Origin of the sequence: Collinsella aerofaciens, from assembly GCF_002736145.1 — a bacterium.
Classification (GTDB): Bacteria; Actinomycetota; Coriobacteriia; order Coriobacteriales; family Coriobacteriaceae; genus Collinsella; species Collinsella aerofaciens_A.
This window is the reverse complement of record NZ_CP024160.1, coordinates 845,501-861,321: the sequence shown is the minus strand read 5'-3', so window position 1 is coordinate 861,321 and position 15,821 is coordinate 845,501. Positions and strand designations below refer to the sequence as shown.

At 51.0% G+C, this 15,821-nt stretch carries 10 protein-coding genes; 8 read left to right on the top strand and 2 right to left on the bottom strand.

Annotated elements, in window-relative coordinates; genetic code table 11:
* Positions 1-84 precede the first annotated feature (84 nt).
* From CSV91_RS03825 to CSV91_RS03795, 7 genes are all read left to right on the top strand, one after another.
* On the top strand, positions 85-558 hold the full coding sequence (locus CSV91_RS03825) for a hypothetical protein (protein WP_197736845.1): 474 nt from the start codon (positions 85-87) through the stop codon (positions 556-558).
* A 334-nt stretch (positions 559-892) separates the two neighbouring features.
* Positions 893-1,906 (top strand): Abi family protein, encoded by a 1,014-nt coding sequence (locus tag CSV91_RS03820; RefSeq protein ID WP_099431864.1) that lies wholly within the window; start codon positions 893-895, stop codon positions 1,904-1,906.
* A gap of 242 nt (positions 1,907-2,148) precedes the next feature.
* Positions 2,149-2,337, top strand: a complete 189-nt coding sequence (locus CSV91_RS03815) for a hypothetical protein (protein ID WP_099431863.1) — start codon at positions 2,149-2,151, stop codon at positions 2,335-2,337.
* Positions 2,338-2,650: 313 nt separating this feature from the next.
* Positions 2,651-4,126: a hypothetical protein gene (locus tag CSV91_RS03810; protein WP_099431862.1), complete on the top strand. Its 1,476-nt coding sequence runs from the start codon at positions 2,651-2,653 to the stop codon at positions 4,124-4,126.
* A 59-nt stretch (positions 4,127-4,185) separates the two neighbouring features.
* Positions 4,186-6,417, top strand: a complete 2,232-nt coding sequence (locus tag CSV91_RS03805; protein ID WP_099431861.1) for an N-acetylmuramoyl-L-alanine amidase family protein — start codon at positions 4,186-4,188, stop codon at positions 6,415-6,417.
* A 263-nt stretch (positions 6,418-6,680) separates the two neighbouring features.
* A complete protein-coding gene (locus tag CSV91_RS03800; protein WP_099431860.1) occupies positions 6,681-8,420 on the top strand; it encodes a GH25 family lysozyme in 1,740 nt (579 codons plus the stop codon).
* A 100-nt stretch (positions 8,421-8,520) separates the two neighbouring features.
* The gene (locus CSV91_RS03795) at positions 8,521-10,668 is read left to right on the top strand and encodes a C39 family peptidase (protein ID WP_099431859.1); all 2,148 of its coding nucleotides are present in this window, start codon (positions 8,521-8,523) and stop codon (positions 10,666-10,668) included.
* Positions 10,669-10,732: 64 nt separating this feature from the next.
* Here the strand turns inward: CSV91_RS03795 and CSV91_RS03790 are convergent, their stop codons facing one another.
* Positions 10,733-11,674, bottom strand: a complete 942-nt coding sequence (locus CSV91_RS03790) for a DMT family transporter (RefSeq protein WP_035138637.1) — start codon at positions 11,672-11,674, stop codon at positions 10,733-10,735.
* Between the two features lie 2 nt (positions 11,675-11,676).
* Entirely contained in the window at positions 11,677-13,449 is a 1,773-nt protein-coding gene (locus tag CSV91_RS03785; protein ID WP_197736844.1) for a phosphotransferase, read from the bottom strand.
* Between the two features lie 165 nt (positions 13,450-13,614).
* Between CSV91_RS03785 and CSV91_RS03780 the strand changes: the two genes are divergently transcribed.
* Entirely contained in the window at positions 13,615-15,786 is a 2,172-nt protein-coding gene (locus tag CSV91_RS03780; RefSeq protein WP_099431858.1) for an NlpC/P60 family protein, read from the top strand.
* Positions 15,787-15,821 lie beyond the last annotated feature (35 nt).

The following is a 15,821-nucleotide window of genomic DNA, read 5'->3' as shown; positions in this document are numbered from 1 at the left end:
ATATAGTCTGCGATAATTATTTTAACGATGATTGACTGTTAATCGATTCCCTAGAAAGGTAAACAAGTAGAGGCGTCGCTCTCTATGGGCGATGGTTTTGTCGCGACTGGTTTGACCATAGAGGACAACCTTCTGTCGAGAGCCGCTAAGGCTACTAAGGGCTATGCCTATCTGGTGCAACTGGTCGGTTATTCCATTTGGCAGCGCGCCAACTTGCATCGTGACAAAAGTGCCATTGTGAGCGAGCGCGACGTCACCGAAGGCATTGCGCTGGCAGAGGCTCGTTTTCACGATGTTGTTCACGAGCTCGCGATTTCTGGACTGGGACTTAACGAAATCAAATACCTTTTGGCGATGTGCGAGGACAAGCAGCAGTCCAAATCATCCGAGATTGCTAGGCGCATGGGTAAAAAGACCAATGAGGTCAGCTCTATTAGGGCAAAATTGCTACAAAGAGAGGTTATTCAGGCACCACAGAGGGGCTACGTGCAGTTTGCCGTGCCGGACCTAGATATCTATCTGCGAGAGAACGCCGAGGAGATTCCCGAACGGTTCTAAATCGAGTGAGGGCGACGTCATATTCTTTAAGACTGCTCTCAGCGTCGATTGCCATATCGGGTTTTTCTGGGCCGTCAATCCCCGTGATAATAGAGATGTGGCACTCTTCGTCGCCCGCTAATCAGATTTCGTCTATCTATAGCATTGCGTGTTTTAATTTGTAGCAACAAAGATACCATTCGCAAAGCGCAAGGGCTATCGCTGTCACGAGCTCAAGGCGAGATGGGCGGCGGCGTGCCATGATGTATTTGCATGAGCGTCCGGCTGTTTAATAGGTATTTACAGTTAGGATAAAATTAGATTTGTTATTTCATCAAATACGCTGGAGAGCGCAATGAATAGTCCTATTCGTCAACAAGATATGTGCGATCAAAAGCCTTGGCTTACTCCTTGGGAACAAGTCTCCCATCTTAAGAGCAAGGGTGTCCGTTTCCGCTATATGAGCGAGGCAGAGGCGGTCGAGTATCTGACGAAGAACAACAATTACTTTCGCTTGCGCTCGTACCGCACCGGATTTCCAAAGGTTTCTGATGGAAAACGCAAGGGTGAATATGTCAACTTAGATTTCAAGATGCTTGTTGACCTTTCGATTATTGATATGTTGCTTCGAAACGAGATGATTTCGCTCACTCTTGATATTGAGCACTTCTGCAAAGTTGACTTGCTGGGCAGGATAGAACAGCATGCCGAGGACGGTTACGAAATCGTTCAAGACTATTTAAGCGAGCAGGATACATTTGATAGCAAGGGGAATGTGACCAACTGGGTTAAAAAAGAGATTTCACGTTGTGAGTCGAGTGCCTATTCTGCAGGCATTCTTGCAAAATACAGTGGTTTTAATATGCCTGTCTGGGCCTTTCTGGAAGTTATTACCTTTGGCGCCTTTAATTCATTCATTTTGTTTTGCGCCAAACGGTTTGACGATGATGAGCTTCGCGATAGGTTTTATTTGCTTCGCGCGGCAAAAGATCTCCGCAACGCGTGTGCTCACAATAGTTGCATTCTTAACGGTCTTGCTTCGGGTGAGAATGCCCGAAGGGCAAATAACGGTGTTATGAAGGCATTGAGCAAAATAGATAGGGTTGGCTCTTATCAGCGTAAGGCAAGGATGAGCAATGAGCGAATACGCCAGATTGTCACAACGCTATATCTGCACAAAGAGGTGTCGTCTAAAGGCGTTATTAAGCACAAAGCACAATCGCTTTCAAAGTTTATTTCTAGGGCAAATCGCAACATCAACTACTATAAAGGTGCGGAGGTCATAACTTCCTCCTTCTCGTTTTTGTCGAAAGTGATCGGCGCATGGTATTTGTGTGACGCTGAAGATATGCCTTCTTGCGATTCCTAGGCATCTGGTGCAAAATATTTTCACTTCGAAAAGCGGTTCGGCCGTTTTGCAAGGGGGCTTCTCTTTATGGGACGCCCTCTATTTTTATGCCGCGCAAATCGGAAGAAATTACGTTTTCGGCTACTGCATTTTTTTCAATCCCCAACGGTTGTAGATCAATACCTACCGCTCGCACTTGTTGCTTAACAAATGGCGAGGTTGGTGGGCTAAGTTAGTGACAGTGTTTTGTTGGAGGAGGACAAATGCCCTATGCCGAGCTGTACCACTACGAGTTCACCTCGCGCGGCAGGGAAGAGGCCAACGAGGAAAAGCTGCGCCGCTGGAAGCGCGAGCAAGCCCTGTTCATGCAGCGCTGGCCGGAGTTCTTCGTGACGGGCGATTCGTGGCTCGGACCAAACCTATCTTCCGAGAGCGAGTACTTCTCGCTTTAGTGCGAAGTAATGCCAAGTTCCGGCAAAGTATCCTCAAGGGCTGCAAGAGCGGTGGGGTTCAAGTACTCCTCGTCCAAGTGGCTCTTGTCATATCGAAAACGTGCGTCAGGATTTTTACAGGTGGTTGTATTAAATTGGTCCGCTTATGTGCTCGGTTTGACTCAGAGGCTATTTGGCGTAACGGTTGAGGTGTGGTGACTCATATTTAAATTGCAGCTGTAAAGATACGTTTTATCGATTTCCTGTTGAAAAACTGAATTGATAGTTTAAAAATAACTTTAGAGAGCCTTAAATCTCGGAGAAAGGATGTCGTATGAAAAACCTTCGAGAAAGATGGCACGGACTAACAGTGCTGGGGGTTGTTGCATTTGCTGCTGCCTGCATGACGGTTGCCCCGGCGCCCTCATTTGCTGATATTGCTGGCGGTGGCGGAGGCGGTGGACCGATTACGGAATGGTGTTCCGACGGTCGTCCGATTTCTTACTGGGGCTATGACGGTTGGAACGGCACTCAAAATGAACAGACGTCTGACCCTCTTACGCGGTATAGCGTTGAGTGCAATGCTGGGGGGACTGCTCACAGGGATTTTCTAGTAGGCTTAAACTCAATTGATCAGAGCGCCTCGAGGACCGATTCTTCTGTAGTTACGTCACGTCCCGCAGGTACATACTATTTCAACAAAGATGGTTTCATGAAGACCGGACTCGTCTGGTGCGAGGACGGCAACCTTCGCTATTTCGATCCCGAAACTGGCGCCATGGTCACGAACCAGTGGCATAACGAATACGAAGCTGTCTGGTATTATTTTGGCGCTGACGGGATCGCGGTGTCGGGCTGGCAGTCTATCGGTGGGGACAAGTATTACTTCTACCCCGAAAGCCATGATATGGCATACGGCCGAGTTCAGATTGACGGCAAGAACTACTTCCTGAACACCCCTGGTGCCAACGCCGATGGCCGCATGCAGCATAGCGGCTGGCTCTATGACTCCATCTATGGAAAGTGGTTCTATGCGACCTCCAGTGGCGAACTGCTGACCGGTTGGCATAATATCGGTGGAACTTGGTATTATTTCGACGAGTATGGTGTCATGCTGACCGGCTGGATCAACGTTTCGGGGACGTGGTACTACGCCAACGCTTCCGGTGCGATGGTCACTGGCTGGCTCAATATCGGCGGTACTTGGTTCTACCTCGATGGCTCAGGCGCCATGGTTGCTAACGGCTGGCGCAGCTTGGGCGGCTCCTGGTACTGGTTCGGCGATTCCGGCGCGATGGCTACCGGCTGGTTCTTGGCAGGTGGCTCTTGGTACTATGCGAGTGGTTCGGGCGCCATGGCAACCGGCTGGCTCAGCAATGGCGGCACGTGGTATTGGCTCGGAGGTTCTGGCGCTATGGCCTCTAACTCTTGGGTCAACATTCGCGGAGTCTGGTACTGGTTCGACAACGCCGGTGCCATGGCCACCGGCTGGCGTCAGATTGACGGCGCCTGGTACTACTTTAGCGGTTCCGGCGCTATGGCCCACGACTCCTGGGTCGGCGACTACTACCTCCAGTCTTCCGGTGCCATGGCTACGAATACCTGGATCGGCTCCTATTATGTCGGCGAGGACGGTAAGTGGATTCCGGGCTACGGCCTAGTTTGGTATAAGAACGGTAGCAATGTTTACCATACGCATAAGTGTCGTACCGTTGGTAAGGACGCAAAGGGCTATTCGCAGATCTCTATTCAGGAGGCCCAGAGGCGTGGTGCTTCACGAGAGTGCAAAAACTGCCAGCAAATTGGCTAGCACATTACTGAGTTAGTTTTGATTGAGACCCCGTTGCCCTGAGGTGACGGGGTCGCTGCGTGATTGGATACCGTGCTGCTATGAAGAAATGCTCATTCGGGGTGCTGGTCTTTGCCGGCCTTGTTTCTTTGGGGCTCCTTTTGAGTTCGCCCTCGATGTTATACGCCCTTGATTCGAATAACACTGACGAAGGTTCCGCATCTAACGTTGCTATTGCTTCTGGTGAGTCAGCCATTGATGCTCAGCGCGATTCGACCTTCGCTGTCGAGCAGAGCTCTCAGGTGGATAATGAGACCCCTTCTGAGGTTTCGAATCAAATTGTTTGGCATCAGGGGTGGATATCACCCGAAGAAGGGGCTGGTTTTTGGCGTTGGGGCTTGTCCGACGGAACGATCGCTGTTTCTTCTTGGAGACATATAAACGGTAGCTGGTACTGGTTCGACGACGAAGGTCGAATGGCTCAGGATGGATTGGTCCAAGTCGGGGGTGCGACGTATGCCTTCTCCTCTTCGGGCGCAATGCGTGTCGGCTGGTACCTAGATTCTACGGGTTCCACTTCTGCTTGGCGTTATTTCTCCAGTTCTGGCGCCATGGTAAAAGGCTGGCTTTCAGACGGCAACAACTGGTATTGGCTGGATGATGAAGGCAAGATGGTCCACGACTCGATGCTGCAGATCGGGGGAGCCACGTATGGATTCTCCACTTCTGGCGCAATGCTTATCGGATGGCATCTTGATGCTTCCGTCTGGCATTATTTCTCCGGCTCTGGCGCCCTGGTAAAGGGCTGGCTCTCGGATGGGGGCCGTTGGTATTGGCTTGATCCTGCGGACGGTTCTATGGCCACCGGGTTGAATGCATGCAATGGAACCCCTTATATCTTTAACGGATCGGGGGCCATGCTCTCCTCCCAGTGGGCGCTTATTGACAACAACTGGTATTACGCTGACTCCAACGGCTTGCTGCATGGAGGCTGGTTACTTCTAGGGAATTCTTGGTATTACCTGGATCCAGGAAGCCATATTATGCTCACGGGCTTTGTGCAAGTGGGTACATCCTCCTATTTCCTTACGAGTTCAGGTGCCATGGCAACAGGCTGGGCACTTGCTGATGATACTTGGTACTACGCCGCATCAAACGGAGCTATTCAACGAGGGCGATGGATAAAGTCCGGAAGCGCCTGGTATTACCTTGATGATGTATCCGGCGCAATGCGTACTGGTGAATATACGGTAGGCGACACGCGCTATTATTCTTATGATTCCGGTGCGATGGCATCGTCGTGCTGGATCAACTTGAGCGACGGTATTTCATGGGCGAATTCGTCTGGAGCACTGAGCGAGCCGTTGCCTACTTCATCTGATGGATCTCCCGTAATCGTTGATCGTGCCGACTTGTCTTCATTGCCAGGTACAATTCATATTGGAGACGCGGTTTTCTATGCGGATGCAAACGGCGCCGTCAATGTAGCATCTGGTTGGATTATGTCGAAAGACGCTTCTGACGAAAGCGGCAATACTTGGTATTACGCATCTTCCAATGGTGTCCTTAAGTCTGGTTGGCAATATGTTAACGGTGCGTGGTATTGGATGGATCCTTCCACGTACAAGATGAAGACCGGATGGCTCAATGACCGCGGCACGTGGTACTGGCTTCAGCCTTCGGGCGCTATGTTTGCTAACGGGTGGCTGAAAATCGATGGCGTCGACTACTACTTCAATGCAAGCGGTGCATGGTTGAATACGTCTGGTTCTGTTTTGGGGGTCAATAGGTCCAGCCTGGTCAATTGGCTTATGAGCCACGAAAACGATGGCTATTACCGTGGAACACGCTACGACACACATCTCAGCCAGGAAACGTGCATGTATCCAAAGGGCGATCCGCGTTGGGACGGTTATACGGGCATGAATTGTGGTGGATTTGTTTCGCATGCGTATATGAGAGCGGGCGGTAATTTAGCTCCCATTGCCGCCGAGCAGAGCCATTCCCCTTGGAGTGGAGGTCCCGGAAGGGGCGGCTGCGTAAACGCGTATCGTTGGTACGGCTACGCTATCGATACGTGCGCGAACGTGACTTATTTCAACTCTATTGATGAGTTGTTACGTAGTGGTTTGGCTCGTAAGGGGGACATTGTGTTCTTCAATCCTTACAACCCATATGCGGACGATAGCCACATTGGCTTTTTCTGGGGCAATACGCCTAGTGAAAACTTGTTTTGGCATAGTGACGGTTATGGAAACCGTATTTCTGGTTTGACTGCTTTGAGTCCATCGAAAGTAATATTGATTCGTTAGAATTCCGAGTTGTAGGGGACTCTCTGGGCCCCCTACCTTTTTGACATCTGGTTTGAAAGCTAACTGATGTCGGCATTCTTTGGGGCTAAGAGTAGGGACTAGGAGTCCTTGGTTTCACCCTGCTGGGAAGTTCTTGTTTACATTGCGGTATTGCGTGCAGTTATTTGTCGTCCTAGATGGCATCTTGTCCAGCTGGATGTTCGGAAATCTTTCACAGCCATGCTGTAAGCTAAACGCAAACAAGAACGAATGACGAGGTTTACATGAGCAAACATCTTAAGTTATTTTCGGCATTGTTGGTGCTGATGGTCCTTGCGCCCATTTCTGTGTTTGTATGCCCTGCGGATGCAGGGGCTGCTCAGACTCTGGTTGAGAATTCTTGGCGTTATGAGGGTGGACAATTAGTTTCAGATGATGCTTCTTCCGAAGAAAACGGAATAGCTTTATTGTCTATGGACGCTCTTCCCGATGGGGTTACAGCTCAGGGCATTGACGTCAGCGAGCACCAAGGGCGTATTGATTGGGACGCAGTTAAAGCTTCTGGCATCGATTTCGCTATTCTGCGCGTTGGGTTTGGCGCTCCGTCTTTCGGCGGTCGAGTTGACTATCAATTTAATCGAAATATTTCTGAGTGCGAGCGACTCGGAATTCCCTACGGCGTCTATATCTATTCATATGCTTTTGATAATCAACAGGCAGCCGATGAGGCGTCCATGGTGATTGACTGCCTATCGGGGCACAATCCTAGGCTACCGGTGTATTACGATCTTGAGGACAAGACAATTATTGCAGATGGTCGTCAATCCGGAATTGCATCTAGAGCTCAGACATTCTGTAATAAGATTTCTAGTGCTGGATATAAGCCAGGCATTTATGCAAACCTAAATTGGTTTAACAATATATTGACCGACCCTGTATTTAAGAGCGGTTCTTGGGATCATTGGATTGCTCAATACAACTCCCAATGTCACTATACCGGCAGTTACAGCTTTTGGCAGTATACAAGCCGCGGAAAAGTTTCTGGTATTAGCGGAAACGTTGATATGAATTACGCGTATGTTGATGTCTCTCTTTATTACTGGCAGTTAAAAGAGGGCACTTGGTATTACGCAACCTCTGACGGCAAAGCGTATACCGGATGGTTGCGTCAGGGCGGCACGTGGTACTGGCTCGAGCCCGACGCGGGCGGCGCCATGGCCACCGGGCTCCACGAGTGCAACGGCTCTGCGTACTGGTTCAACGCCTCCGGCGCGATGGCGACCGGATGGGTCCTCGACGGCGGCACCTGGTACTACGCGACGGGCTCCGGCGCGCTGGCGCGCGGCCCCGTTTCCGTCGGCGGCGTGCTCTACTGCTTCGACGCCCGGACGGGGGCCATGCTGACGGGCTACCAGACGGACGCGCAGGGCGTCCGCCGCTACTTCGGCAGCTGCGGCCCCCTTAACGGCTGGGGCCTCGTCGACGGCTCCTGGTACTGGTTCGCTGACGGTATCGCCTCGACCGGCTGGATTCGCACCGGCGGTTCCTGGTACTGGCTCGACCCCGACGCGGGCGGTGCAATGGCCACCGGGCTCCACGAGTGCAACGGCTCCATGTACTGGTTCAACGGCTCCGGCGCGATGGCGACCGGTTGGGTGCTCGACGGCGGCAGCTGGTACTACGCCGGGGAGGGCGGTGCACTCGCGTCGGGCTGGCTCCACCTCGGCTCGAACTGGTTCTGGCTCGACCCGGAGACCCGCGCCATGGCGACCGGCATGCTCAGGCTGGGCGACAACGCCTTCTGGCTCGACCCCTCAAACGGCGGCGCGATGGCGACCGACTGGGTCCGCGACGGCGGCACCTGGTACTACGCGACGGGCTCCGGCGCCCTCGCCTCCGGCTGGGCCTACCTCGGCGGCGTTTGGTACTGGCTCGATCCGTCGACGCACGCAATGATTACGGGTGTTCAAGAAATCGATGGGGTGCAATACTCTTTTGCTAGTAATGGCGCTTGGCTTGGCTAGCAACTCTTCTTTAATTGCTTTTTTCTAATTACATATTGCTCTTAGCTATCCATTTGTAGACTATGTTTATGTAAAAATTGGTTACTACTGGGGGCTGCACATGGCAAGGAAAAAGCGAATAACATTAATCCTAATCATTTTTTCTACTCTACTGCTCGCTGGGCCCGGTGCGGTTGATATCGCGAATGCAGAACCCATAAGCTCCTCTATCCCTACTGATATTGAGCGGCAATCCGTCCCCTCGACTCTTTCTTCTTCCGATTCAATCGATGATGGTCCTGCTCAAGAATCCGTTGAATGGAATCTGGGTTGGAATTCGTTTGACGGCAACTGGTTCTATGTGGATTCAGTTAATCCGGTCTCGCTGCATTCTGGCTGGCTCTATACCAGTGGGACCTGGTACTGGCTCGACCCCTCGACGCATGCCATGGCCACCGGGCTCCACGAGTTCAACGGCTCCGCATACTGGTTCAACTCCTCCGGCGCCATGGCGACCGGCTGGGTCCGCGACGGCGGCAGCTGGTACTACGCCGGGGAGGGCGGCGCGCTCGCGTCGGGCTGGCTCCACCTCGGCTCGAACTGGTTCTGGCTCGACCCTGAGACCCACGCCATGGCCACTGGCATGCTCGGGCTGGGCGACAACGCCTTCTGGCTCGACCCATCAAACGGCGGCGCCATGGCGCTCGGCTGGGTCCGCGACGGCGGCAGCTGGTACTACGCCGGGGAGGGCGGCGCGCTCGCACGCGGTCCTATTTCTGTTGGTGGCGTGCCCTATTGCTTCGACATTGAGACCGGGGCCATGCTGACGGGCTACCAGACGGACGCGCAGGGCGTCCGCCGCTACTTCGGCAGCTGCGGCCCCCTTAACGGCTGGGGCCTCGTCGACGGCTCTTGGTACTGGTTCGCTGACGGTATCGCCTCGACCGGCTGGATTCGCACCGGCGGTTCCTGGTATTGGCTCGATCCCGAAGCGGGCGGCGCCATGGCGACGGGCCTCCATGTGTGTAACGGCGCAGCGTACTGGTTCAACGCCTCCGGCGCCATGGCGACCGGCTGGGTGCTCGATGGCGGGACCTGGTACTACGCGACTGGCTCCGGCGCCCTCGCCTCCGGCTGGCTCAACCTAAACGGTACGTGGTACTGGCTCGATCCCTCGACGTACGTCATGGCTACGGGTGTCCAAACTATTGGATCATGTGAATACATATTTAACAGTTCCGGCAAGATGATGGCTAATTGCTGGTCAAACGGTGATGGGTCCTGGATGTATCATTCTTCATCCAGCGGTGCAATTGACCTTAAAGGCATCATGACCGATTCAGGAATTCAGCTGATTGACGATGGCGGGAATGTTAGAACGGGCTGGATTGAGAGTCAGGGTTCTCGATATTATTGTTCTGCTAATGGGGTAATTCTGACTGGATGGCAGCAAATAGCTGGGTCTTGGTACTACTTTAACTCGGATGGTCGAATGGCGACCGGCTGGCTTAACGATGGCGGTAACTGGTTCTGGCTAGATTTCTCTTCTGGCACAATGAAAACGGGATGGCTTTCCCTTGGGGGCACATGGTATTACCTTGATGCCGCACGTGGGGGAGTAATGTTGAGCAACGGTTGGTATTGGATCGGCTCTACTGACTACAAGTTCAGTCCATCCGGCGCAATGGTTGGCGCTTGGGTCGATGTCCCGTGCTATTCGCAGTACCCGGAACTTCCTACTGGCTGTGAGTCGGTTGCCCTTACAAACTTGCTTAACTACTATGGTTTCGGTTTAGGTAAGACGATTGTTGCGGATTATTACTTGCCCAAGGGAAGCAACGGCAACTTTGTTACCGCCTTTGATGGCAACCCAAGGCGTAGTAGCGGGGGTCTCATGGGATGCGTTGCCCCTGCGATTACTATTGCTGGTAATAACTTTCTGCGTGCTGCTGGAAGTGGCAAGCAGGCAAAAGACGTCTCTTTCTCGTCAATTTCTTCCATTAAGAACAGACTGACCTGTGGCCAACCTGTTGAGATGTGGAATACCGAGTGGGGAAGTTGGCCAGGAGGCCGTTATGCTGCGCGCTGGTATAACGGGCATTCCTATGGCCTGTGGGGCGGTAATCATGCCGTAGTCCTTAAAGGCTATGATGATGAGCAGGGAATTGTCTATCTTTCGGATTCGATTAACGGCAATGTTACGCGAAATGCCCAGGTGTTCTTCGGTACGTGGCAACAGATGGATAGCCAGGCCGTGGTAATTGAATAGCCATGATGTTAAAAAAGGGGAGAGCTCGACGAGCTCTCCCCTTTTTACTACATTTTTAATCAAGCTACGCTGTCCTATTACGTCCAAATAGTTCGTCCCAGTTACTAGCTGCCAAAACTGTTCCGCACACAATTACAACGCAGCAGATTACGGATGCCACGTCGGGAATTGTTCCAAGCAAGATCAGGCCAAAGACCACCGACCATGCCGAATAGGAGATATTCAGAGCCATCGCACGCGCTGCTCCGATTGCCGCAATGCCCTTGTAATAGAACAGATAGGATGCAGTTCCTGCGAGCCCGGCGAGTGCAATAATCAATGTGGGCATGCTCGGGATTGCGCCCAGCGTGAAATGCCATGCTCCGAAGAGGGGAAGTACAAGCACTCCATAAACAAGCGCACTTGTAGTTTCGCGGATTTGCAAAGCCGTTTCGTCATCAACGGCATCATCTTTCATTCCCCATGCGCACAGCACCGCTTCGGATCCCCATCCAATAACGGCAAGCACCGCGCCGAGTAAGCCGAGAGGGGCATTTGCAATCTCGCTCGATCCGGCCGATAGATAGCCCATCGTCATTACGCCGCAAAGGGCAACAAGAAGGGAAAGAATCTGACCTTTGCCCATTTTCTCCTTCAGCAGCACGAATGAAAGGAATGCTCCGACTGCGGGATAGAAGGCGGAGATAATTGCCGTGTAGGCTGCTCCGATATTATTAATCGCCAATACGTATCCGGTCATTCCGATGGGTCCACCGAGCAGCGCGCCGGCGATGACGACCTTGCCAGAACGAGTTTTAAGTGCAGCGAGCGTGTCTTTTAATCTGCCTCGAACTCCCATGTATCCAAAGAGCCAGATTGCACAGAAGGCATCATGGAGAAAAGATCCCGCAATGGAGGCGCATGCAAGCGCTTCCGCCGATCCAATATAGGGCGCGAGTGCCAAGCCGATTCCAAGAATTACTGTATCAAGGCCCCAAAGAAGGCCGCTAAAAAAGCCGAATTGCATCGTTACTCACCTTTCCGATAGATCTCCAGTGCTTTTTTGAGGTATTTGGCACCGTAATTAAAGTAGATATAGAGCCACTCGCCCACGAAGTCACCTTCGGCTTCTTTCAGAAGAGACCAGAGGTACCAGCACCATCCTGCAAGGGCAATATGCGCATAGTTATGCGCAACTTCGTTGTTAGTTGCCTTGCGCCCAAAATATGCATCAAGCGCGCGGTCGACTTCATCTTCGGAAAGCTCGCAGCAGACACTGCACGTTCCAAAATCGTTCGCGTAATCGCTCATGCCAGCATATTCCCAGTCAATGAGATAGTACTTGTCGTTTTCATCGATAAGAAAATTGAGGTAGAAGAAGTCATTGTGACAAAGGCATTTTGGTGCATTGTCGGCCTGAACAAAGTGCTCCAATTCATCGATTTCGGCGGCCATTTCCCTGTAGCCTGGAATGTCGATGGGGCCTTTTTCCAGAAGAAGTGATTCGTAGCGCTTCGCTTCGAGGTAGAAGTCAAATTCGGTTTCGACATTTGCACCGCTCTCGTGAAGCGAACGACACATCTGCATCATTCGATTCATTTGGGCAGCATCATGTGGATCAGGCTGCTTTGCGTTGGGTACAAACTTCGAAATTTTCCAACCGCGCTTTGGGTCCTCATGAATAAACGTATCGTCAAGGCCGAGTTCCTTGGCCTTTTTAAGTGCGGCTACTTCTCCATTTCTGTTAATAAGCAGTTCGGTTCCGACTCCCGGATGGCGGTAAACGTACTCTCCATCATTGGTTCTAAAGTGGCACGACAGGTTCGTAAGGCCTTGTTTAAGGGGATAAACGTCGTGAATCTCTGATTTGGAACAGCCGAGCACTTGCTCGATGTTATTGAAAATATCGGAGTCAACGTTTTCGATAAAATGCGGATCAAAGGCACGCAGCTCATCAAGAGAATCGAATTCGTTGATCTCGCCCTCAGGATACTTCTTGATCGCCATATCGAGCTCCTTGATGTGCTCGATATACAGATCTTCCCAAAGCTTGTCCGTTGTTTCGGGCTTGTTATATTCCGTTTCAAGAATCTGCTTAAACGCAAGCGAGAACGCTTTATCAAAGTAAACATGTCCGAGCATATACCATGCATCGGAACCGCCAATCGTAACATTGGTGATTCTATCCATTGCTCCCGTTTGAATGCACCATTCTTTGGTGGCGCCTTCAGCATATTGAGCAGAATAAAATGCTTTCCAAACATATGCTTCAAACGGATTGTTTAGAAGGTAATCATCGCTTGAGCAAATGTAGGTGTTGCCAAGCCGCTCTTTTACGCACATAAGCGATGCGTGGTTATTTTTGGATGCGTATTCGTTGTTGACGACAATCGAAACGCCGAACTTGCTTTCAAGATAGAAGAAATACTCTTTTTTATAGCCGACAACGACGGTGATATTGCTGATACCCGCGTCTTGCAGCTGCCTAATCTGACGCTCAATGAGAATCTCACCACGTACTTTTAAAAGGCCTTTGGGCTTTTCATACGAAATGGGAGCAAAGCGGCTCGAAAGCCCCGCAGCCAATATCACTGCGTTTTCAACCTTATAGGGATGAAGCGCTTCGTAACCGCTGTCGGTTAGGCTGTCCGATTCGAGAAGGCCCTCATTCGTGAGCTCTTTATTTGCTGCGTTTACTGATCCAAGTGAAAGGCCAGTCCGCTCGGCAACTTCTCGCTGGCTGGCATATGGGTTCTTTAGGTATTCGTACAGAACTGTAAAGTTACGCTTGGTCAGTTCCACTACAGGCCTCCAATTAAGATGTTCATTACTTAGGAAGAGAATAGAATGATTGAACGATTTGTTCAATTTAATATATTTATCTACACAGACTGAACAGACAGTAACGAAAATCAATTTTGGAATGTGGATTAAAATAGATAAACGAGATATCTGGGAGGGTCGCTTATGTATCGATTCGAAAAGAAGGCCGCGCTTGTTTGTGCTGCCGCGTCATTAATCACTGCTTGCTGCTTGCCCCTGAGTGCGAATGTCGCGTTTGCACAGGATTCCGTTGAGGCTCAGAGTATTGAGTCAAAAGCGGATTTTTCTTCTGTGGTTTCCGATGATTTGCAACCTGAGATTTCTTCCGTCATAAAAGATGGCTGGCAACGAGACGAGTCGTCTGGAGTTTGGTATTACGGAAAAAACGGTAAACACCAAACCGGCTGGCTGCAAAGCGGGGGCTATTGGTATTGGCTTGATCCAGCCAATGATGGTGCAATGCAGACAGGTTATTTCAATGTGACCGATGCTGGCGGATCAACTACTTCGTTTTATGCGAACGACGGTAATGCCGCAACGCCTTTTGGCGCGCTATATCAGAACTGCTGGCTACGCAACTCAGATGGAAAATGTTTTTATGCCAATGCTGGAGGCGATTTAGCTGCTGGTTGGTTTTACCAAAACGGCACATGGTATTACCTGGATCCTGCCACCCATGTAATGCAGGTTGGTTTTGTCGACCTCGGGAGCGGGAAATACTATTTAGATGCCTCTGGTGCTATGAAAACCGGCTGGATTCTCGTTGACGGGAATTGGTACTGGGCTTATTCATCGGGTGCCCTTGCTTCGTCATGGCAGACGATAGGTGGGGCTCGCTATTATTTTGACTCACAGACGTTCATCATGTTCAAGGGTCGTCAAAAGATCAATGGATGTACCTACATTTTTGGTGACTATGGCCTTGCAAATGGATGGTACAAGGATGGATCAGATTGGTATTATTGCTCTAACGGTATTGCGGCTACTGGCTGGAAACTCGTTAACGGCGCTTGGTATTATCTCGACCCAGCTTCCGACGGTAAAATGTTCGTTGGGTATTTAGATCTTGGCAATGCAACTTATTATTTAAGGTCTAATGGGGCCATGGCTGTTGGTTGGGCCCAGGTCGAGGACGGCTGGTATTTCGCCTCCCAATCTGGTGCACTTATTTCTGGCTGGTATAAAGAAGGTGCGAGCTGGTATTACCTGGACCCTGTTAGCCATCTCATGAAAACGGGCTTATTTGAGGTGAGCGGCAACGATTGTTTTGCAAACCAGAGCGGTAGGCTTGTGGTTTCAAGCTGGGTTACCGTTAATGACGGCGTTCAAAGATACGCCGATGATAATGGATATCTTTGCAAGGATGTGATTCGCGAAAACGGCACTATCCTAAAAATCGCTGGAGCTGATGGTTGGCAAGTTGCGTCCGGCTGGGTTAATGTCGCAAATCTTAGGTTTTACGCTGAGCCCGGAACGGGTGCCATTCATCTTGGATGGCTGAAGATTGACGGCGATTGGTATTGGCTTGATGCCGATTCTGGCGTGATGAAGACCGGATGGGTTTTTACTGGCGGTGCATGGTATTACCTAAACGCCGACGGAAAAATGGCAACTGGTTGGAAATGCCTGAATGGAACATGGTATTACCTTGAGTCCAATGGAAGCATGCATGTTGGCTGGCTTAAAGATTCGGGTAAGTGGTATTGGTTAGACGGCAGCGGCGCTATGGCAACGGGCGCAAGGACCATCGATGGCGTTCGCCGAATTTTCTGGAGCGATGGCCAGTGTGACAAAGTTGGCTGGCAAAATCCTCCGCAGTATCCTCAGGTCAGCTCTTGGACTGTTCAGCTGCCTAGCTATTGCACCGGATACTTTACCTATGTGACCCCTTCTCGCATTTCTGTCGAAGCAACGCGGGAAGATTGCGTGAACGCCTTTATCCAGCGCGCCTATGAGTATATCGGTACGCAATATATTGAGCCTTGGTCTACCGCTCCCGGTGGAGCTGTTGATTGCTCTGGTTTTGTCTTGCAGTGCCTTTATGCTACTGGCATGGATATGGGTGTTTACAACCCTTATAACCATCGCTGGGATCCAAGCCAAACCTACAATTCCATGAATTGGTATCGAAGTAATATCTTTATGCCCGTGAGTACGAACTCAATTCAGCGTGGCGATGTGATTTATTATCGCGGGCATATCGCAATTGCACTTGGCGGCGGTATGATGATTGACTCCTGGCCTCATCAGGGCGTCGGAATTCATCCCATTAGCGCAAGGGGTAATGTGATCGGCGCAGCCCGTCCATTTGTGTAATTACTTCGTTGCAAGATTTGTAACAGGAAAGGTAA

Excerpts from the sequence above, each read along its gene's own strand:
- CSV91_RS03790 (WP_035138637.1), bottom strand. The coding sequence starts at position 11,674 with ATGCAATTCGGCTTTTTTAGCGGCCTTCTTTGGGGCCTTGATACAGTA.
- CSV91_RS03810 (WP_099431862.1), top strand. The coding sequence starts at position 2,651 with ATGAAAAACCTTCGAGAAAGATGGCACGGACTAACAGTGCTGGGGGTT.
- CSV91_RS03825 (WP_197736845.1), top strand. The coding sequence starts at position 85 with ATGGGCGATGGTTTTGTCGCGACTGGTTTGACCATAGAGGACAACCTT.
- CSV91_RS03820 (WP_099431864.1), top strand. The coding sequence starts at position 893 with ATGAATAGTCCTATTCGTCAACAAGATATGTGCGATCAAAAGCCTTGG.
- CSV91_RS03780 (WP_099431858.1), top strand. The coding sequence starts at position 13,615 with ATGTATCGATTCGAAAAGAAGGCCGCGCTTGTTTGTGCTGCCGCGTCA.
- CSV91_RS03800 (WP_099431860.1), top strand. The coding sequence starts at position 6,681 with ATGAGCAAACATCTTAAGTTATTTTCGGCATTGTTGGTGCTGATGGTC.
- CSV91_RS03795 (WP_099431859.1), top strand. The coding sequence starts at position 8,521 with ATGGCAAGGAAAAAGCGAATAACATTAATCCTAATCATTTTTTCTACT.
- CSV91_RS03815 (WP_099431863.1), top strand. The coding sequence starts at position 2,149 with ATGCCCTATGCCGAGCTGTACCACTACGAGTTCACCTCGCGCGGCAGG.